Genomic DNA, 20,559 nt, shown 5'->3' on the forward strand with positions numbered 1-20,559 from the left:
ACAATACAAGGCTGGAGCCAACTTAATCCTTCGCGTCCGGGCGGACAAGCCGAGGTCGGCCGCGCCAGATCAGCGCCAGGAAAACCAGCGCCGACAGCGCCAGGGGGACCGGCGCGGAAGAGCGCTCAAGCGGCTCCATGAACGGGCGGTAGATGTCGTTGGGCCGGGCCGGAATCTTCAGGACCGAGCGCGCGCTTGTCGGCTCCCAGAGTTGCCGGTAGCGGAGGGGGTCGCCGCGAATGGCCCGGTACCGGGCGAGGATGTCGGAAGCGGGGAGCACCCGGATGGCGGGGTCGAAGACCGGAGGAGTTTTCCGGTAGAGCCCCCAGTAATAAAACTCGTTCTCAAAACGGTTAGGAAGATAGGCCAGGTAGGAGGGGGTGCGGAAAAGATCGTTTCCCGAGGGCAGGCCCCGGACCACCTCGCTGATCTCGTAATATTCGGGAAACGAGTAGAGCCAGGATCCCAGGGATATCTCGATATAATCTCCGTACATCATCGCCCCCGGCGGAACCAGGCGCCCCAGCTGCTCCATCTCCCGCCAGCTCCCGATCGGACGCAACCCTGGCCAGAGACCGAGGTTCTGGCAAGGCAGGGTCGCCAAACGCCCCGGGACGAAAAGATGCCCCTGGGCCCAGATTCCGACCCGGTCGGGAGCCCACCGGGTTTCCCGGAAAAGGTCGAGCCGGTGCCACTGTCTCCAGGAGATCAGGATCACGACGGCAACCAGCGCCGCCAGACGCAGGCGTTTCCCCGCCGTCCAGCGGCTCAGGACCGCGCCGGCCAGCAGCGCCAGGGGGAGAAACGCGGGGAAGAAGTGCCTGATCACCTGGGCGATGCCGGTGTAGTTCATGACCACGGTCAGGGAAAACGTCAGGGCCACCAATACGCCCGTCGCGCCCCGGGCTTTTCTCCTCGCCACCGCCGCCGCCGAACCGAGGAACGAGCCCGTCAACAGCGCGGCCGCCGCCCATCCCTCGGAGAGGAAGAGGTGCCGCCAGAAAAAGAGGATATCGACCGGAAGCGCGCGGGCGTGAAGGAGGTTATCGCGGGTAGCCTGCAGGAGAACCGCCGGAAACCAGCGGTGGGGGTATCCGACCAGGCCGAGGCTGTAAGAACTCATCCCTTCCCAGAACAGCCAGGGCAGGAGCAGCCCCGCCAGCGTCGCTCCCCAGAGCGGGATCAGCCTCGGCCATCGGCTCCGAAAGCGGATGGGGCCGTGAACCGATTCGATGACTCCCAGAAAAAAGATCGGCCAGATGTTGGAGGTGCTGTACATCAGCGCCGTTCCGGCGGCGAGGCCGAGGAGCAGGGCCCGGGGCCAGCGGCCTCGGTCCACGAACGCGAAATAGGCCCACAAGGTCACGGCGAAGGCCAGGCCCCCCCCGGCGACATGGATTCCCCAGGTGGAATAGGTCACGGCCCAGGGGGAGACCGCCCAGAAGGCGGCGGCGATAAGACCGCAGAGGTTTCCGCGCAGACGGCGCCCGATCATGAAAACCACGAGAACCGTCGCCACCCCCTGCAGGCAGGTCAGGTAATGGATATAGCGGAAGTCGCCGCCGGTGAGGAACGCCAGCACCGTCCGCTCCAGGATGAAATACGGTTTGGCGAAAACGGTGATGGTCTTGTTGACGTCGAGCCCGCTCAGCCAGGAAGCGACGATGACCGGTTTGGCCGCCCCGGTCCAGGCGAAATCGGGGTTCAGGCGCATGCGCTCGATATAGGTCCGGTACTCGACGTCGTCCCCTCCCATCTGGGAATAGAGCGAAATTCCGTAGTTGCGGAAGACGAGAGCGATCAGCGCGAGCGCGGCCAGGGCCGCGGCGGTGCGCCGCCGGGCCGATCCCCGTTTCATAACCGCGCGCGTTCCCGGCGGCAGGCATATCCACACCATGCCGCCGAAGAAGATCAGGACCAGCCCCACTCCCAACCAGGGCGAGCGGTGGGAGTAGACCCCGAAATCGAGGAAGGGGCGGTAGACGTTGGCCCCCTGTTCCCCGTCGCCGTGGATCCAGGGAGCGATCACGGATTCGGGCGGCCAGTCCACCTTGTCCTTCAAATCCAGGATCCGGGCGGTGGGGATGACCCGGACGTCGGGGTCGAAGGCGACCCGTTTCCGGCGGACGAAACCCCAATAATAATCCTCGTTCTCGTAGAGGAAAATCGGGGCGCTGACGTGGGTCCCGGCCCGGAAATCCTCTCCCTCGACCTCGCGGCAGGCCAGGGCGATGGGGTACATGTCGTACGGAAAGTCCCAGATCCCCCGGGTAACGGCGATATAATCGCCGTAGACGATCCAAGTGGGGCCCTTCTCCTTTTCGAGTTTCTCCAGTTCGAACCAGTTGTTGAAACGCTTGACCGCCGGCCACATGTTCGGAGGCTGGTTGGCGGGCGTGACGATCCGGTCCCAGGGCACGTCCGCCTCGATCCAGGCCGAAAGATCGCGCCAGCCCTGCCGGGCGCGCCGATAGACCTCCAGCGACCTCAGGGCCGAAACCAGGCAGGCGGCGACCAGGAGCAGAGCCAGAACCGCGGCCAACCCGGCCGGTCCCTTGCGTCGGCCCCGGAGAAAAAGCGTTCGGAGAAACGCCCCGGACCAGAGCAACCCCACCATCCAGAAGATGATGTAATGCCGGGCGCACTGGGTGGTTCCGGTGAAGGTCGCGGTGACCAGGACCCCGGCCATGAGAAAATAGGCGGCGGCGGGGCCGAACCGGCGCGCCGGGTTCAGGCTCCGGACGTGCGCGAGCCCCCAGGCCGCCCCCAGCAGCCAGAGCAAGACCCAGGGGAGCCCGTCCACCGCCGCCGCCGCGCGGAAGGGGAAGATCGCGTCGACCGGCAGCGAGCGGGCGTGCCCGAGATTGTCCCCCCGGGTCGCGGCCAGGGCTTCCCAGAACGAACGGTAGGGCAGATGGAAGTACGACCAGTAGTAATAATCGGCGGCCTCCCAGAGCAGCCAGGGAAGAATTGCGCCCCCCCCGATCAGGGCCAGACCGCCGACCAGTCGTTTCCGGCTCCCCGGGGCGCCCCCGGCGGCGTCCGTCAGCGCCCGGCCGGCCGCGATCAGAACCAGGAGACCGGCGGGAAGGATTACCGTGGGGTTGACCATGACCGCGCCCCCGGCGGCCAGGCCGCAGAGGAAGGGGCGGAAACGGGCCCTCACCGCCAGCAGGAGCGAGAGCAGCAAGAGCAGGGCGCTGTCGTTGGTCGGGACCCCGTAGGTGCTGTAGTGGATCAGCCAGGGGGAGACCGCGCCCAGGAAGGCGGCCCCGAGACCGGCCCCCGGCGAAAAGAGCCGTTTCCCCAGGAAAAACAGGACCAGAACGACGAGCAGACCGGAAACGGCGTTGGCGAACTGCATCCCGTACAGCGTCAGGGTTCCGGCTCCTTCGATCAAAGACAACTTGAGCAGGTAGAGCGGCTTGGCCTGCGAGGTGAAACACATCATCCCTTCGTAGGTCCGCTGGGTGAGATTGTTGGCGACGAAAAAGGGACGCAGGGGGACGAACCACCAGGGGGGAGACGGGATGGCGCGCCGGAGCCCGGCGTAGGTGTCCCTGACCCCGTTCAGGTAGGAGATGTCGTCTCCGGGCGTGGGCCCGAACGTCCCCAACTCGCTGAAACGCAGGAATCCGGCGAGAAGAAGGATCGCTATCAGCGTTATTGCTCTGAAATGTTTCATGGGCGAATCGTCGAACGAAGTTAAATTATATAAAAAGCTGCGACCTTAGAAGTAACAAATATGCCGGTCCATTTCCGGATATCAATTCTTGCCATCCGGGCCGCCAGTCCATACTATTCCCATACCTCAAACGCCAACCTCTGGAGACAAGATGCTGCACCATCAAGAAGACCCCTGGTACAAGCCCAGCGACCTGGAGGAAGCCTGGGATATTTTCCAGAAGCGGCAAGCCCGGGTTACGGTGGTCATCCCCACCCGTAACGAAGGAGAGAGCCTGGGCGACATCATCGAGCATTGCCGCCCCTATGCCGACGAACTCCTGGTCGTCGACGGCCATTCCCGCGACAACACCCGGGAAGTCGCCGAAGGCGCGGGAGTGCGCTTCATCCTCGACCACGGCAAAGGTAAGGGAGACGGGATCCGCACCGCTATCGCCGCCGCCGACGGCGACGTCCTCGTCTTCATCGACGCCGACTACTCTCACCGGCCGGCGGACATCCCCCGGCTGGTCGCCCCCATCCTGAAAGGAGAAGCCGACCATGTCGTCGGGTCGCGGCCCAAGGGAGGGTCGGACGAACTGCACGGGGACGTGAACAAGTTCATGCGCATGATCGGCAGCGATATCATCACCTTGGGGATCAACTATCGCTTCAACGTCCGGCTTTCGGACTCTCAGAACGGATTCCGGGCCATCAGAACCGCCGTGGCCAGAGACCTGGGACTCCGGGAAAACATCACCACCATCGAGCAGGAGATGACGATCAAGACCCTGGCCCGGGGGTATCGCCTGGTCGAGGTCCCGGCCCACGAATACGCCCGGCGCTTCGGCGAATCCAAGATCAAGCTCAGCATCCACTCCCTGCGCTATCTGTACAGCTGGATCAAATACCTGCTTTTCCCCCGCTGATGCCCGGTTCGAAGGCGCGGTTACGCGGGAGCCGGACCGCGGGCGCCGCGGAGTCAGTGCGGATTCGGCTGCCGGCCGTCCCGCTCGGGAAGACGTCCCCGCTGCCGTAATAACCCGGCGACCAGCAGACCCAGCGGCGCCAGGGCCTCCCACAACCGCCCCTGGAACGATCGACCGGGGACGGTCCCCGATTCGAGATAGGGAAGTACGATCCGGCGCCTCCAGGCCGGGATCCGCAGCGGGGGCGGACGGAGCAGTTGCGCCGCCAACGCCCGGCGCAGCGAGGCGTCCCGCAGAATTTCGGCCCGCGCGCGGAGAACCTCGGCCACCGAAAATACCCGAACCGCGGGATCGAATCTTTCGGGCCGGCCCCGCAGCAATCCCCAATAATAGTATTCGTTTTCGAAGAGCATCGGCTGGTAAGACAGGTACGAAGGCGCGGCGAACAAGGGACGGCGACATGCACGCAGGGTTTCCGCGAGCAGCAGCTCTTCCCGATTATGATAAAACCACGCTCCGTGAGCGATACCGATATAATCGGAATACATGATGTGGCCCCGAGGATGCCGCCTGGCGAAATCTTCCAATTCCTCCCGGTCCTTGAGCATGGTCAGCGACGGCCATAAGTCCCATTGCTGCATGGCCATGCTCGCTCCCTCCCCTCTCCTGCCCGTCTCCTGCTCCCATTTTTCCAGCAGTGCCGGCGCCGAACGGCTTTCCCGATATACCCCGACCTCTCGGTATTGGCGGGCCGCCACAGCCAGCACCGCGGCCGCGGCCGCCCAGCCGCACCAGCGTTTGTGCCGCCTCCAGCCGCTCAACCACCACCCCGTCACGATCACGCCGGCCAGAAAACCGGGGAAATAATGGCGGATCACCTGTGTGCCTCCGAAAGCGTTCATACCCTGCGCGACTCCCCAGAAAAGAAAAACCAGGCGCAGCAACGCCGGTCTCTTCCCGCAGTTGCGGCGAACCACCGCGATTGTCCCGGCCGCCGCCCCGGCGGCGAGCAGGCCCGTCGACAACCATCCTTCGGAAAGCGCCAGGTGACGCCAGAAGAAAAGAGGATCGCTGGGAAGGGGAGCGGCGTTGGCGGCATTATGCCGGATTCCCTCCAATAACCTCAGGGGGAAGGGGGTGTAACCGATCCAGAGGCTGCAGACGGCGAAATTGACCGCTTCCCAGACCGCGACTCCTCCGAGAAAGCCGGTCAGGAACCAGAGGCATCCCTTCCCGGCGCGAGAGCCCGTAATGACCGTGCGCGCCAGCTCGAACACGATCAGCAGAAAAACCGGAAAATCGAGGACGTGCTGTAGTAGACGGCGCCCCAGAGAAACAACCCGTATCCGAGCCACGCGGACGGTTTCCCGGTGAGGTCGGCTCGAACCGCGAAATAAAGCCCGGCCAGGATCAGGACGCTTCCGCCCGTGACGTGAAGCCCCCAGGTCGAATAGCGGACCGCCCACGGGGAGGCCGCCAGCAGAAAAGCGGCGAAAGCTCCGGCGTTGAAACCCCGGAGCCTCCACCCGATAGCTCCTGCCAGAAGAAGAACGGCCAGGCCCAAAAACGCCGTCCATTCATGGAGGATCCGCACCGTCAGACCGGCGATCTCTTCCGCTATCGCCAGGTTGAGGACGAACAGGGGCTTGGCCCAGGACGTCTCCGTTTCAGCCAGTCCGATATGGCTCATCCGGACGGCGGCGACGAGCGGGGCCAGCAACCCGCGGGCGGGGATACCCCTTTCCCAGAGGCTGTCCCAGGCCCAATCGAAGTATTGGGGGATCTCCACCCGGTAGGCGACGTCGTCCCCCCCGACCTGGCTGAACCCGGAGAGCCCCTGAAAACGGAGCCAAGCTCCCAGCCCCAGTATAAATACCACGGCGACGCCGCGGCCGACGGTAGTGGGGGACAAACGCACGAACATCTTCAATCGACCGCGGCCTCGGCCCGGCGGCGACCCCGGAGGAATAACGTTGCCAGAACGGCCAGCGTGAGCGCCATTATCAGATACGCGCCCCACATATGCCAGGGAGTAAACGCCATCTCGACCCGGTGCGTTCCCTCCTTCAACCAGACTCCCCTGAGAATGTAATTGACGCGGTAGATGGAAACCGTTTCCCCGTCCACTTCAGCCCGCCAGAAAGGATGTCGATAATCGCCGACCACCATCATCGCCGGCTGGCGGATCTCGATTTCGACCGCGAGCCGGTTGGGGTTGGTGAAATCGAGGCCGTGGATCCGGTTCAGCCCCTGGAGTTCGTTGAAGTAACGTTCGATCATCCGGTTCTGGCGGTCGTCGGGAAGATCCCGGCGCAGGGGCCAGCGGTAGTTTCCCATGATCCCGGAAAGTTCCTGGTAGGAACCTTCGACCACGACCAACTCCCGGTCGTCCTGATTGGTGAGCTGGTAGAGAGCGTCCATCTCTCCGACCGGATGGAGGCGGTCGAGCGTATAGACCCGGGGGAGCGCCTGGTCGGTGTGGTACCACCACCCGGTTTTCCCGGCGCCACCCTTGAGGGGGATCCACCCGTCGCCCGGCGGAGAGGGGTCGTCAAGCCACAAATAACCTACCCCCAGGTTCGAGAGCGTCCGGGCGAACCGGCGGGCGGCGATGCCTTCCCCCGGCCTGCCGGGGAAAGGTTTGCCCATGAAGGTGACTTCGGCCCGGTTGTCGAGCAGGTCGTTGGGGTACCCGTTTCCGGAATACCCGCCGGCCAGGTAGGCGATATCGGCCAGCCGGTTGCTGAAAACGGCGACGCGCTCGAGGCCGGACGCGGACCCGGAACTCGGCCATACGGTCCCCCAAGCCCCGGGACCGGAGGAGCTCAAGGTCGCCGGGCCGCCCCCCGGCTCGCCGGCTCCCCGTCGGTCCAGATACTGTTCGACCAGAGCCGTCATCAATCCGAAAATCAGGACCGGGAAGAACAGCAGCTTCGCTTGCGCCGGGCCGGAGCGACCTCGGGCGGCAGCCAACAGCAAAACGGCACAACCAGCGAAGACGAGCAGGGCGGGGATGAAAAAAACAACCCCCAGGCCGGCCGCGCGAAACTGGGCGATCGACCCCGGGGGAAGCGCCACGCCGGCCAGGATCGACAGCGCCGCCAGAGTTATGAAGACCGCGGCCCTGCCCACGGTAACGGCCACCCAACCCCGAACCACGGCCTCGAACCCGATCGCGGCGGCGACGGCCAGGCCGAAAGCCATCAGGGGAAGCCAGGGGGCGCCCCGGAGAACCGAAAGCAGGGGGACGTTACGGAACAGGGCCCGCAGGGGGCCTATGGGCAGGTCCACCGACATGACCAGGGACAGCAGCAACAGCGCCGACGCCGCCCGGAGCCAGTACCGGCATATTCCGGGAAAGGGCGCCTCCCGGCGCCGACGCCACGGCAGAGCCAGGAAGGCCAGGAAGAGCACGGGCAGCCCCCCGGGCAGGCGACAGGGGCTTTCCTCGATAAGAGGAGCGCCCCCCTTCCAACCCGCCAACTTGTCGGGAGCGTCGAAGAACCAGGGAGATAGGGCGCTGACGAAGTAATCGAGGGAAAACCAGCCGCCTTCCCGCAGGTGCGCCCGGGCCACGCCGGGAGGGAGCAGAAAAAGGCGGTAGATCTTTTCCGCCGCCGCCGTCCAGAAGGGGGCGGTCACGGCCACGCCGAGAAAGACCACGAGAAGGAACCGGTGGAGCACTCCCTCGTTGCCGAACTCCCGGGGGTGGCGAAGCGACCAGACCTTGCCCGTCAGGACCAGACTCAAAGCCGCCGTGGCGGCAACGATCAACCCCCCGATCGTCAACGGCAATCCTATCAAAAACGCCAGCGCCGCGGGAAGGAGCATCCGGGGACGGCTGTCCCGCAGATACAGCGTTATTCCCAGAAGCCACCAGGGGATCGCCGCACAAGCATATATCTGTTCGTGCCGCGTTATCACCGGTGCACTGAATATATAGGCTACCGTCAGCAAGGCGGCAGAGGAGGATCCCAGACCTATCGCCTTCCGGCCTAACAGGTAAGCCCCGGCGCCGGCCAGGAGATAGCCCAGCCAGATGGGGAAGGCCAGGCCCCACCAGGAGACGGACCCGAGCGAGGAAGAAGAAGCCAGGAGCAGGGCCGGCAGTCCCCCGAAATAGTGGGGCCCGTAGCCCCGCAGATAAGCGGGCACCGCTCCGCAGAAGGTGTGCGGGTCCCAAAACGGCACGATGCCTCCATGGATGGACCGGGCGATGAAGGAGAGATACGGCTGCCAGGTCCAGAGGGCGCTGTCGTTGACCAGGGGCACCGCGCCGGTCAGCGCGGGCAGCAAGACCAGGGTGAGCAGCAGCCCCAGCGCCGCCAGGGTCCGGGCGCTCTTTCCCGGCTTGGGCACCATGGCTTTCAGCGTTTTTATCGACATCCGCGCGGTTCCTATAAATATCCCAGGGCCCGGAGCCGCCGTTTCAGGTCGGGATCGAGCGGCGCCGGTTCCCCGGCGGAACTTCCCATGCGGTCGACGTAGGCCGCTTTGCGAAGATTCTGCTCCCGGGCGTCACGGCGGAACTCCTCCAACCGCTCCGGCAAGGCTGCGCCGACGTCCCTTTGCTCTCCCGGGTCGGTTGCAATCTCGAACAAACGCTCTGCGCCTTCGTCGGAATAAGAATACGGCCACACTTCAATCCGAGTGCAACCGGGCATGCATGTAGAATAACTGATCAGTGGAATCGGTGCCCTATTCTCATCCCTTAACAATCCCAAAAGCGATTTGCCCTCAATATTGTTCGCCGAGCAGCCATTAACGCCGAAGATTGTTGGTAGGATATCTATTAACCTCACGGGCTGGCTGACAACATGACCACTAAATTTTGCGCCCGGGAATTTTATTATCAGCGGGACCAGGAGATGTTCGACGAAGAGACGTCCGTGCTCCCTCCCCCCGTGCTCCCCGAACTCCTCCCCGTGGTCGGAAAAGAGAACGATCAGGGCGTTGTCGTAGCGCCCGGCTTTCTTGAGCTTGCCCACGAGGTCCTGGAAGATGCGGTCGGCGAAGAGGATGCCGCCGTCGTAGAGGGCGAGGACATGTTCCCGGTGGGCCGGGTCGGAGATGTCGATGTTCTCCCAGAACCGATCGTGGCTCAGGGTTTGACCGCCAGCCGCCACGTCCCCGAACTCGATCGGGAGCCCGGGGACCCGGATATCATCGGTCAGGAAGCGGTCCCGGATTTCCGGCGGACCGTAGATATACGGAGCGTGGACGAACAGGTGATGGACGAACAGGAACAGCGGCCGGGGGTCCTGTTGCGCGTCCCGCAGCACTTCGTCGACCCCCGGGGGGATGACGTCGGAACCGTCGGTGAATTCGTCGAAGCTTTCCTCGTAGCGGTCGAAACCGCGGGAAAATCCTTTGAACGGGGGCAGATTCCCCTTGCCGACGAAAGCCGCGCAATAATAGCCCGCCGAACTCAAGATCTCGGCCATGGTCGGGAGGCAGGGGGAAAGAGTCGCTCCGGGATAATCTCCACCGAAGTTAACAACCTGGTGGACATCGGGAAGCATGCCGGTCAAGACCGTCATGTGCGAAGGAGCGGTGTGGGGCGACTGGCTGACGACCCGGCGGAAAAGGACCGCTTCCCGGGAAAACCCGTCGATGGCGGGGGAAACGGGACGGGGATTGCCGTAGCACCCCAGCCGGTCCGCCCGCAGCGTATCGATGGAAAGCAGGATGATGTCGGGCCGGCCGGGGCCCGCGGTCTGAGCGGTGAACTGCGGAGGTACGGCGGCAATCGGACAGAGAGCAAGAATACGGTATCCCTCGGGGTACTCCTGGTTCATGCGAATGGCCTTCAATGCGTACTCACGCGCTTCGATACTTTTCCCTTCATTCAAGAATGCCTGCGCCGTAAGAACCATTGCCGTATAACGATTTTCGGCCGAAGGTTTGCGGGCCATAACGTTTCCGCAGATCGCCAAAGCGCCAGTAAGATGGTTAAGGCGCAGGCGACATTCGGCTTCTCCCAGGAGAAAATCGAGGGACGAGGGATTCAGTCGAACCGCTTCCCGCCATAATACGCTGGCCCGTTCCCATTCCTTTTGGCCCATCCAATATCGGGCGACACTCGAGCGTAATTCGCTGTTTTCGGGAGCGAGAGCCAGGGCCCGGACGACGAGCGCTTCCGCGCCGGCGGGATCGAACTCTTCCCACCGGCAGAACCCCAGGCGCGCCAATACCTGCGGGTTATCGGGGTCAAGGGCCCGGGCCTGGCGATAGTACTCCCCGGCTCCGGCGAAATCGTCGACGGCGAAGGCAGCGTCGCCGCGCTCGACGAGATCGGATACCGCCCTCGGGTCGGCCGGAGGGGTGGCTTTCACGACCAAGCTCAAGCCCAACAGTAATAAGAGAGGGGAGCAGCGCATCACGACCTTCTTCTTCTCCGGACCATCGCGAATATCCCCACCGCCAACAAGAGCGTCCAGGCAGCGAGGCTGACAACCGCTCCCGCCAGCCAGAGCGAAGGCCGGAAAATCAGCTCGACCCGGTGGCTCCCCTTCCCCAGCCAGACCCCCCGCTGGAGATAATTGACCCGGTACAACGGAACGCCGGCACCGTCGACCAGGGCTTTCCACCCGGGGTACCAGATCTCGGAGAAGACCAGCAACGCCGGGCGGGTCACCTCGACCTCGGCCCGCACCCGGTTGGCCCGGGAAAGATCGAGGGCGGTCACCCGGTTTTCCTGTTGGAGCAGGGCGAACCTCGATTCCCCCCGCTCCCGCCGGGAAGCGGCGGCGGCATCCAGCCGTTCCAAGCCCTCGGGAGTGAGCACGGGTATGCCCTGCCGCGCGCACTCCCGGAGCTGGTTGCAGATCCAGGCGCTGCGGGCCAGATCGGCATTGAGCAGGTGCTTATGCTCTTCCCGGGCCGAGACCACAGTCAGGCGGTCCTGGAAATAGGCGGGGGGATAAGGCGCGGGGTTGCGGTGCAGGTAGAGTCCCCCCCCCAGGTTCTCGGTCTCCTCCCCCGGAAAAACTTCGTCGGGGGTCCCGGAGAAGAAGTACTTGACCGACATCGCCGAGAGCAGGCCGGGATATTCCGGAAGGAAAGGAGACCAGTAGATGGGCCAGTCGACGTCGCGGCCGTAGGCCTCCTCCACCGCCAGCTTGAACCGAGTTTCCAGCGGTTTCATGTCGTATCCTAAAAAAGCGCGGGCGGAGGTGAACCGGGAAAAATTGTCGAGAAACGGCCGGTCGCCGGCCCAGCGGTAGGCGCCCTCCCCGGCCACGGGATCGACCCGGTTCAAAACCGTCGCCACCATCCGGTGGTCGTCCGGGCGCAGCGCCCGCTGGTGCTGGGGGAGGGGGAAACGGCGGTCGTAGGTCCCGTAGTAAAACGCCGTGGCGCTGAAGAACGCGCACTCGAACAGAACCGTGCCCGTCACCGCCGCCAGCCGGACGCGGCCGCGCAAACCCCGCCACGTCAGCAGCAGGATCAGGCCCGCGCCGGCCAGGTAGGGGAGGATATGGATGAAGAACCAGGGCGACCCTCCGCCCTGCCACAACTCGGCGAGCCCGGGAAACGCCCAGGGGCGCTCCAGGGGAAGAAGCGCGCCCAACTTCGACCGGGCCAGGTCCTGGGGCCAGGATAGGACCAGGACGAGAAACAGGCCCACTCCCCCCAGGTAGCCCCACAACCTTCGGGCGGAGACGAAGCGGCCGGCGAGCGGTTCCCGGCCCAGGCTTTCCAACCCCAACGCGCAGAGCCAGGAAACGGCCACGCACTGGAAGAGACGGTACCGGATGGGAAAAGGGAACCGGGTGATCCCGGGAACCAGCCTGTAGAACCAGCCGTAAACGGGGGTGTGCCGCCCCAGCACGCACAGCACCGCGAAGGCCAGGAGCCCTCCCGAAAACCAGGTCCACCTCCGCCGGCGGCCCCGAAACGCCAAAAGACCGGCCAGAGCGAGAAAACCGATCAGGATCCCCCCCTGCAGGTTGGCTTCCCAGTAGCGGGCCTCGAAAGAGATATCGCCCCCCCAGGTGAACCGGCCGCCGGTCACGGTGTCGAAGAGTTCGGGAACGAACGCCGTGACCAGGTAGAGGGGGGGCATGCTTCCATCCGCCCCGGTCATTTCCCCGTAGGACTGGCCGATGTGCTGGCGGGTGTGGGCCATGCCGTCGAACATCGAAAACCAGTACACCGCGCCGAGAAGAAATCCGAAGCCGACCGCGCCCGCTAAAAATCCGGGGGGCCTCAGCGCCCGCAGCCATCCTTCTTCGAAACCGCGCCGCAAACCCAGGGCCAGGGAGAGCATGAACGCCAGGAGGAGCCCGTAAGCCAGGTGCGGCGGCTGCGCCGCGGTCATCATCAGGGAAACGACCGCGGCGGCGGCGGCGAATGTCCCGAAACGGGGCCGGCGGTCGAAACCGACCGTCAGCAGCAACAGCCAGGGGAGCCAGGCTTGGACGACCACGATGGGGAACCAGACATAGGAGTAGGAAAAGGCGGGGCTGAAGACGTAGAGCCACCCCGCCAGGAACGAGGAGAGGCGGGAGAGCCTCATCCCCCGGCGAACGAAACAATACATCCCGACCGCGGCCAGCGCGAAATGCAGCAGCAGCGGGACCAGGGAAAGGGCCCAATAAGCCCGGTCGAGATTGCCGGTGTCGGCGAGAAGGTACAGGGGCCAGAGCGGCCAATAGTAGGTGTCGGCGTAGTAGCGGGCATAGAACGGAATGGCCCCGCACCAGGTGTCCGGTTCCCAGAGGGGGATCTCGCCGGCCTGGAAATGACGGGCCAGGAAAAAATGCCAGGGGAACTCGGCCATGGCCTGATCGTCCTGGAAAATCCCCCTCCGCGCCGTCAGCGCCGGGAGAAAAAGCACGGTCACGGCCAGCACCAACAGCAGCGCGGGAGAAAGTTTTGCCGCTCCCGACCTAGCCATCTTCCCTCCTCTTCGCCGGGAAAACCGGGAGGACCGCCAGCCCCGCCAGCCCCAGAACCGTCAGCAACAGCCCCAGCCCCAGCCGGGGTGGAAAATACTCCATCGCCACCCGGTTCCTTCCCGGCCTCAGCCAGACCCCGCGCTGGAGAAAATTGACCCGGTAGAGGGTTTGGCCGGCGCCGTTCACGGTCACCCGCCATCCCGGGTCCCAGACGTCGGTCAGGACCGCCATCAGGGGTTTCCGGCAGAGCACCTCGAACTCGACCCTTGCGGGGTCGGAGAAATCCCCTCCCGAAACCGGATTTTCCCTCTGTAATCGCTTGAACCGTTCCACCGCTTCCGAACGGCCCATGGGCGTATGCTCCGGAAACCGCTCGGAGAGCGGTCGCACGTCCCAAACCTGCGGGTCGAGGTAGCCGACTTCCCGGATATCGTAGTAGCGCAGGGCCAACAGTTCCTTTTCCCTTTCCGCCCCGATCCAGCGGTCCTGGACGTAGATCCGCGGGAGGGCGGCGCGGTACTCGTAAAACCGCCATCCGCCGGCGGAACCCCGTCCGATCAAGTCCGGATGCTCGAGACCCTCCCGGGCGATGAAATAGCGGACGCTCATGTTCTGCCAGAACCGGTCCCCCCATTCCGCGGCCCGGAGCTGGAAGGGATATCCCCCGACTACGCCCTGAACCGCCTGGGCGAACGCGGGGTTGAGAGGATACCCCCCCAGGCCCAGAGCCGAATCGGAACCGAAACAATTCCCCGGAGCAGCCAGCGCCGAATCGAAATACGCGCGGCGCCAATGTCCGTCCCGGTCAGGGCAGACTTGGTGAAATTCCCGGAGCCTCCAATATACGGGCGAATCCAGGGGGCCGGGAGAACGATCTTCCAGCAGCCCCCCCGCTTCCCAAGGGGGCCAGACCCCGACATAGACGCCGAGAAAAGAGAGCGCGAACAGTTCGATAACCGCCGCGCCCGCCGCCAAGCGCCCGAAGACCGACGGCAGCCAGCGCCCGGCCGCAAGGAGAAACACCGCCACCGCCGCGGGGTAAGCGGCGTTTTCCAGGAGAAAGCGGCCCCAGCCGACGGCCCCGCCCACCAGGGCGTACCCGCGCGTTCCCTCATTCCCGTATCCGCAGAAAAGCGCCCACGCCGCCGCCGCCAGCGCCAGCGCCGAAGCCACGACCACGGCCCGGCGGACGGGGAGGTCGGCGGTGTTCCGGTCCCAGATTTTCTCCACGGAAACGCCGAATATCCCCGCCATCCCCAGCGAAAGCGCCCCGACGGCGGCGAAAAAAAGCACATCGACGGACACCAGCCGCGAAAGCGGGTGAGGAACGAGCAGAAGCACCGCGAGACCGGCGGCGGCCAGCAGACAGAATCGACCCATGGGCCCGCGCCGGTTTCCCTTTCCTGCCGCCAGCGCGGCCAAGACCACCACGCCGAAGGCGGCAAAGCCGCCGGGGAAAGCTCCCGCCCCGACCCCGCTCTCCCAGATCCCCCATCCGCCGCGCCCCGAAATCCCCCCGAAGAGGTCCGGCAGCGGCACGGCCGCCAGGGAAACCGCCCTGATCCGGGCGCTCTCCAGCCCTTCGAACCCGGGCAACGCGCTCCAGCGGGGAACTCCCAGGAGCTGCGCCCAATAGATCCCGCCCAGAAGCAGGGCGATACCCGTCATGACCGCCGCCGCCGCCGGCGCTTTCAGGAAGAAGCCCCGCCGGGGAGCCGGGGTTACCGGCCATCCGGGGACAATCCAAAACAGCAGCGGAACCGCCGGCACCGCCAGGCCGGCGGCGGTTCCGCCCGCCGGCGAAACCAGGGCGGCGACCAAGCTCCCGACTCCCAACCAGCCGATCTTCCCGGTTCGCAGAAAGAGCCCGGGGAAAACGCAGATCAAGGGAATCCAGCAATAGGCCCAGGCCGCCGGGGGCCAGATCAGCGCGCGGGCAAAGGGGAGGCCGAAAGCGTAAGCCAGGGCCATGGCCGTTGCGCCCGGGCGGCGGAGACCGGCCACGGACCGGGCCAGGAGATAGGTCGAAAACACCGCCGCCAACGAGTGGACGGCCAGGGGAATTTCCACCGACCAGAGGCAGCCGGCCCCCCCCATTCCCAGGAGCAATCGGTTCGGGAGGTAGAGAGCCAAAGGCAGGAGGCTCCTTCCCGCCCACCCGGCGCCGCAGTAGGTCCCCGGCGACCAGAAGGGGATGCCCCCCGTCCGCCCCAGGTAACTCTGGAGCGGGTAGAAAAGGTACGCGATCTGCCCGCGAAAAACAGTCCCCCAACCGGCGAAGAGGGGCAGGTAGAAAGCTCCGGCGGCGGCCGCCAGCACCACCCAGGGAAGAATCCGCCTCCCGGGCGCCCTTGATCCACGGCGGCGTTTCATGACCAGGATGTCAGCGCCTCCCGCATGAAGGTAGTATCTCCGAGGCGGACCGTTTACGCAACCAACCTTCCCGAAGCCCTTACGAAAAATCGAACGCCCTTGCGGCCGCCTCCCCCCGCTTTGGCTTATTAATCCCCCGGCCTTGTGCTAAGCTCGTTAGTTGCGGTCAAGGCGGGGCGCGGCGCCGAAGGCGTGAATTCCATGACGGGCAGCAAGGGAAAAAGGACGGTACGGGGGGCGGTTTTCCGGGAAGCGCCGGGCCTGATTCTCCTCGGCCTCGCCGTCCTGGCCCTGTTTCTGCCCGCCCTGACCGGAACCCTGGGGATATTCCATGACGACCAGGCCATGGCCGAGTTCCCCTGGCATTTTTTTCTGGCCCGTAATTTCCAGGAGGGAATCCTGCCTCTCTGGGAACCGGATACCTGGTGCGGGGCCATCCCCTTCTACGCCCGGTATTACGCCGATACCTACTACTTCCCCCTCTGGCCGCTTTATCTGCTCACCGACCTGGGAAATCCGGATAACGCTTACTGGACCCTGACCCTGCTGCCCCTGCTTATCCATTATTTTCTGGCGGCGGCGGGGATGTATCTTTTCGGACGCCGGGGCATCCGCCTGAGCCGAACGGCGGCCCTGACGGCCGCCTGGGTCTACGTCTTCAGCCCCGCCTTTTCCTACTCCTACGTCTGGTTCCCCATCGTCGCCGTCCAGGCCTGGCTCCCCTGGCTGCTGTGGTCGGTGACGGCGATGGACCGGGGCCGCGGCTGGGCCGCGGCGGCGGCTGGAGGAACGGCCTCGGCCCTGATGATCCTGGCCGCCCAGCCTCCCCATGCCGGCTACGGCCTGCTCCTGGCGTTTCTGTTGGCCCTGGCCCTGGGCCTGCGCCGCGTGGGGAGCGGCGATCCGATCGCCTGCCTGAGGGCGCCGGGACGGTTCCTGGCGGCGGCGGCCCTGGGGCTGGCACTTTCCGCGGTCTTCTGGGTCTCCGCTCTCGACGGGTCCCGGCACACGGAACAGCACCTTCCCTCCACGTACGCGGCCATGACCGGCGCAGACGGGAGCATGCCCCCGGTCTACCTGGCCGTGCTGTTTATCCCCGACCTGTTCGGGACGCTGACCGGGTTCGGCGACCACAACTGGGTCGAGAGCGTTACCCAGGGGGTACGGTTCTGGGACGCGAACATGGCCGCGGGCCTGTTGCTCACGTTCCTGGCCGCGGCCGGGCTGGCCTGGATCCGAAAATCCCGCGCCGGGGCCCGGTTCCGGGGCTGGGCCCTCTTCGCCGCCGCCGTCTGGGTCTTTTCGATCCTGTGCATGCTGGGCAGGCATACGCCCTTTTACGCCCTCTTCTACCGCTGGGTACCGGTGCTCTCCGGCTTCCCCTTCCCCATCCGCTACCGCCTGCTCCAGGTGGCGGCGACTTCCTGGCTGGCCGGGCTGGGGATGGAATGGCTGGCCGGTCGCGGCCGAACGTTCCGGCCCCGGGCCGGGTTGGTCTGGGGATTTCTCGGTCTGGCCGGATTAGCCGGACTGGCCGCCCTGGCCGGGCAGACCGGCTTGGCCGGAGCCGCGGACGGACGGGTATACTTCCCGGGCTGGCGGGAGATCGTCCGGAGAGCCGACGGGGAATGGTTCCTTTCCGGACCCGTGCTCTATTTCTTCGCGGCGGCTTTCTTTCTGGTCGTCGCCTGGCGCGGTTTCCGCGGGCGCACCAGGGTTTTCCTGGTAGCCGCCCTGGTCATGGCGGAGACCGGCCTGCAGTCCTTCGCCGTTTTTTATTTCTGCATCTTCAGGTTTCATCAGCCCCAGCCTCAGCAGATCAGAAGCATCCGCCCTTCCCGGCAACCGATGCTTGGGCTCATCCTCGGTCCCGTGGCTGAATATACGGGGACCAGCTCGCTGCGCTGGACCAGCGACCGGCCGTTTCACGACAACTTCGCCCGGCTCATGCCCAAGGAGGGTTGGGCATTCCTCGGCTACGACATGAAGCCCCTGGAAAAGAGGTTCAAGCTCGCCTTCGAAACCGCCTACGGTCGGCCGGTAGACTGGCCCATCTACTGGGATTCTCTGCGTCCGAAATTCTCGGCCTTCCTGAGCAATATGTCGGTGGAATGGTTTCTGGACTCGGGCCCCGGCAATCTTTTCCCCGGTGGAAGCACTTTCCCCCTGGAAACGCAGCCGGATTTTTACCTCCATTACAACCCCGAAGCCATCCCTCGGGCTTTTGTTCTCGATCGGGCGGCGGAAGTCGACGAGGCGGAAGCATTGGAACGACTGGCACAGGGGGATCTCCGACAGGCGGTCTTCCTGACGGATACAACCGGGGATATGACCACGGCCCGGGATCTGGGCATAACCGACGCCACCGGGAATCCGGACAGGGGTGAAGAGGGGCGGCGCGACTTCGCCGCCTTCCAGGCGGCCAATCCCGTCGCTTCCCTGGACTTGAGCGATCCCAACCGGGTCCGAGCGGAAGTGGAACTGACCCGGCCGGCCGTGCTCGTCTTCACCGAAACCTGGTACCCGGGCTGGGAAGCCACCGTCGACGGGAAACCCGCGGATGTCCTTCGGGTGAACTTCCTCCAGCGAGGTCTGCTCCTCCCGCGTGGGCGGCACCGGGTCGAGATGAACTTCCGGCCGAAAGCCTGGCGGCTCGGGGCCGCGATTTCACTGATATCCTGGCTGGCCCTGGGCGCCCTGACCGCCGTCTCCCTCATCCGCCGCCGGAGGGCGCGGGCGAGGCGGCTTCCCGGCCGGGACCGGGGATATGGGCAGTCACCGGAAAGCGAAAAATCGGGACGAATAATTCGAGATGCTTCGACCTAAACGGAACAGTATTCCTATCCGGCTGGGGCTGCTGGCGCTGGGGGGGGCGTTCTGCCTGACGTCCTGCGGTAAAACCCGATCCGAACCGCCGCCCAACGTGATTTTCGTTATTCTCGACGCCGCCCGGGCGGATCACTTCTCCGGCTACGGCTACGGCAAACCCACCACCCCCCGGATCGACGAAATCGCCGCCCGGGGCGCCACCTTCCTCAACAACTTCGCGCCGGCGACCCAGACCCACGACTCCCTGCCCCTGATCATGAGTTCGCGGTACTTCTCCCGGCCGATTTTTCAAATGGACACCTGGTCCTTCGGGGTAAGACGAGAGCAGCCCGACACCGTCGCCCTGGACTTCGACGACCGGCAGGTCCTGTTGCCCGACCTGATGAGAGAGAACGGCTACCGGACGGCGATGTTCCATAACCACCCCTGGTTCGTGGACGAAACCGAGTTGGGACGGGCATTCCACGAAACCTTCCCCTTCCCGACCGCTACGGAAAGGCCGGTCGATGAAGACATGGCCAAGGCGGTCTTGACCTGGATCGGGGGGCATCGCGACAAACCCTTTTTCATCTATTACCACGTTATGTCCCCGCACCAGCCTTACCCGCCGAAAGAAGAAGACGCCTTGTTTATCGGCCCCGGCGAAACGGGCGCGCTGGCGGACGCCCGGGAAAAATTCGAAAACATCACCGGGGGCGAATCGGCGGGGTGGACCGAAAGCGACCTCCGCTATTTCCGGGCCCTCTACGACGGTAACCTGGCTCACAGCGACCGCTGGATCGGCCGGCTTTACCGGGGCTTACACGACCTCGGTCTGGCCGAGAACACGCTCTTTATCATCACTTCCGACCACGGGGAGCTCCTGGGAGAACACGGATGGCTGACCCACGGTGATTTCCCTCCCTGGGAAGGTCTGATTCATACTCCCCTGATTATGGTCTATCCGCCGGCGATCCCCGCCGGGGTCAGGGCCGAGGGCCTCTGCGAGGCGGTGGATATCGTCCCCACTATCTGCGATCTTGCCGGAATCGATGTTCCCCCGGGAAAATACCTGGCGGGCACCAGCTTGAAACCGCTCCTGACCGACCCGGGCGCCGGGAAACAAGCGGTGTATATAAAAGGATCGGTCAGAACTCCGAACTATCACTATCTGTTCTCGCCGGAGGGATTTTTCGATCTGCGCAAAGACCCGGGAGAGATCGTCGATCTGACCGCGCTTCAGCTTCCGGCCCTGAAGCTGAAGTTGCGGGGAGATTATGAAGGATTTATGGCCGTCGAGAGGGAGCGCTACGAATCGGCGATCCGCCGAACCCCGCCGGATTTCCCCTTCTATTTCCCGATCTGCTTCTTCACCGTGACCTCCGCCGCCGAAGCTTCCCGGGAAGGGAACGGCGATGCCGATCGAACTTGGACCTTGAACACCTCCGACCGGGAAGGCCACCTCGTTCTCGCCCCCCGCTCCGGCCCTTCCTGCACCCGGCTGCGCCTTTCCTGCCCCCTGATATCCGGAGAATATCGGGTTGCCGTGCTGGTCGGACCGCTCGAACCGGGATTTTCGTTGGACAAGGATCATTTCCAGGGCCGCGTCGGAGGTTCTGACGGGTTCCGCCCTCCTCGGGAAGTCACGGTCGTTCCCGGCGAAGACGGCAAGCCCTGGGCCTACTACCTCGACTACGGCCCGGTTCGGGTAAAGGGAGGCGAATTCGCGATCGACCTCGATTTCAACCCCGGACCGGACCATCATGTAATGGTGTATCACGTCAAATTTTCCCCTCCCCGGGCGGATAAAACCGAACCGCCGGGGAAGGAAGTGGCGGCGGAACGGATGAAGAAGCTCAGGGCTTTGGGGTATGTCCACTAAC

At 64.8% G+C, this 20,559-nt stretch carries 10 protein-coding genes; 3 read left to right on the top strand and 7 right to left on the bottom strand.

Features of this window, described 5'->3' with window-relative positions:
• Nucleotides 1-22: 22 nt before the first annotated feature.
• Entirely contained in the window at nt 23-3,685 is a 3,663-nt protein-coding gene (locus PLZ73_03955) for a hypothetical protein (protein ID HOO77021.1), read from the bottom strand.
• Nucleotides 3,686-3,836: 151 nt separating this feature from the next.
• Between PLZ73_03955 and PLZ73_03960 the strand changes: the two genes are divergently transcribed.
• Nucleotides 3,837-4,592, top strand: coding sequence for a glycosyltransferase family 2 protein (locus PLZ73_03960; GenBank protein ID HOO77022.1), 756 nt, complete (start codon nt 3,837-3,839; stop codon nt 4,590-4,592).
• 53 nt (nt 4,593-4,645) lie between these two features.
• Here the strand turns inward: PLZ73_03960 and PLZ73_03965 are convergent, their stop codons facing one another.
• From PLZ73_03965 to PLZ73_03990, 6 genes are read right to left on the bottom strand one after another with little or no spacing between them, the layout of a single operon-like run.
• Entirely contained in the window at nt 4,646-5,947 is a 1,302-nt protein-coding gene (locus tag PLZ73_03965; GenBank protein ID HOO77023.1) for a hypothetical protein, read from the bottom strand.
• Nucleotides 5,872-6,516, bottom strand: coding sequence for a hypothetical protein (locus PLZ73_03970; protein ID HOO77024.1), 645 nt, complete (start codon nt 6,514-6,516; stop codon nt 5,872-5,874). The genes PLZ73_03965 and PLZ73_03970 overlap by 76 nt, the downstream gene beginning before the upstream one ends.
• A gap of 2 nt (nt 6,517-6,518) precedes the next feature.
• Nucleotides 6,519-8,978 (bottom strand): hypothetical protein, encoded by a 2,460-nt coding sequence (locus tag PLZ73_03975; protein ID HOO77025.1) that lies wholly within the window; start codon nt 8,976-8,978, stop codon nt 6,519-6,521.
• An 11-nt stretch (nt 8,979-8,989) separates the two neighbouring features.
• Nucleotides 8,990-10,927, bottom strand: coding sequence for a sulfatase-like hydrolase/transferase (locus tag PLZ73_03980; GenBank protein HOO77026.1), 1,938 nt, complete (start codon nt 10,925-10,927; stop codon nt 8,990-8,992).
• A 44-nt stretch (nt 10,928-10,971) separates the two neighbouring features.
• Complete coding sequence (locus PLZ73_03985; GenBank protein HOO77027.1) at nt 10,972-13,494, bottom strand: hypothetical protein; 2,523 nt, start codon at nt 13,492-13,494, stop codon at nt 10,972-10,974.
• A complete protein-coding gene (locus PLZ73_03990; protein ID HOO77028.1) occupies nt 13,487-15,868 on the bottom strand; it encodes a hypothetical protein in 2,382 nt (793 codons plus the stop codon). Before PLZ73_03990 ends, PLZ73_03985 begins: the two co-directional genes overlap by 8 nt.
• 201 nt (nt 15,869-16,069) lie before the next feature.
• Between PLZ73_03990 and PLZ73_03995 the strand changes: the two genes are divergently transcribed.
• Together PLZ73_03995 and PLZ73_04000 are read left to right on the top strand one after the other, a co-directional pair.
• Entirely contained in the window at nt 16,070-18,694 is a 2,625-nt protein-coding gene (locus PLZ73_03995) for a YfhO family protein (protein HOO77029.1), read from the top strand.
• The gene (locus PLZ73_04000) at nt 18,681-20,558 is read left to right on the top strand and encodes a sulfatase (protein ID HOO77030.1); all 1,878 of its coding nucleotides are present in this window, start codon (nt 18,681-18,683) and stop codon (nt 20,556-20,558) included. The genes PLZ73_03995 and PLZ73_04000 overlap by 14 nt, the downstream gene beginning before the upstream one ends.
• Nucleotide 20,559: the final 1 nt, after the last annotated feature.

This window comes from bacterium (assembly GCA_035380285.1).
Classification (GTDB): domain Bacteria; phylum Auribacterota; class Erginobacteria; order Erginobacterales; family DAOSXE01; genus DAOSXE01.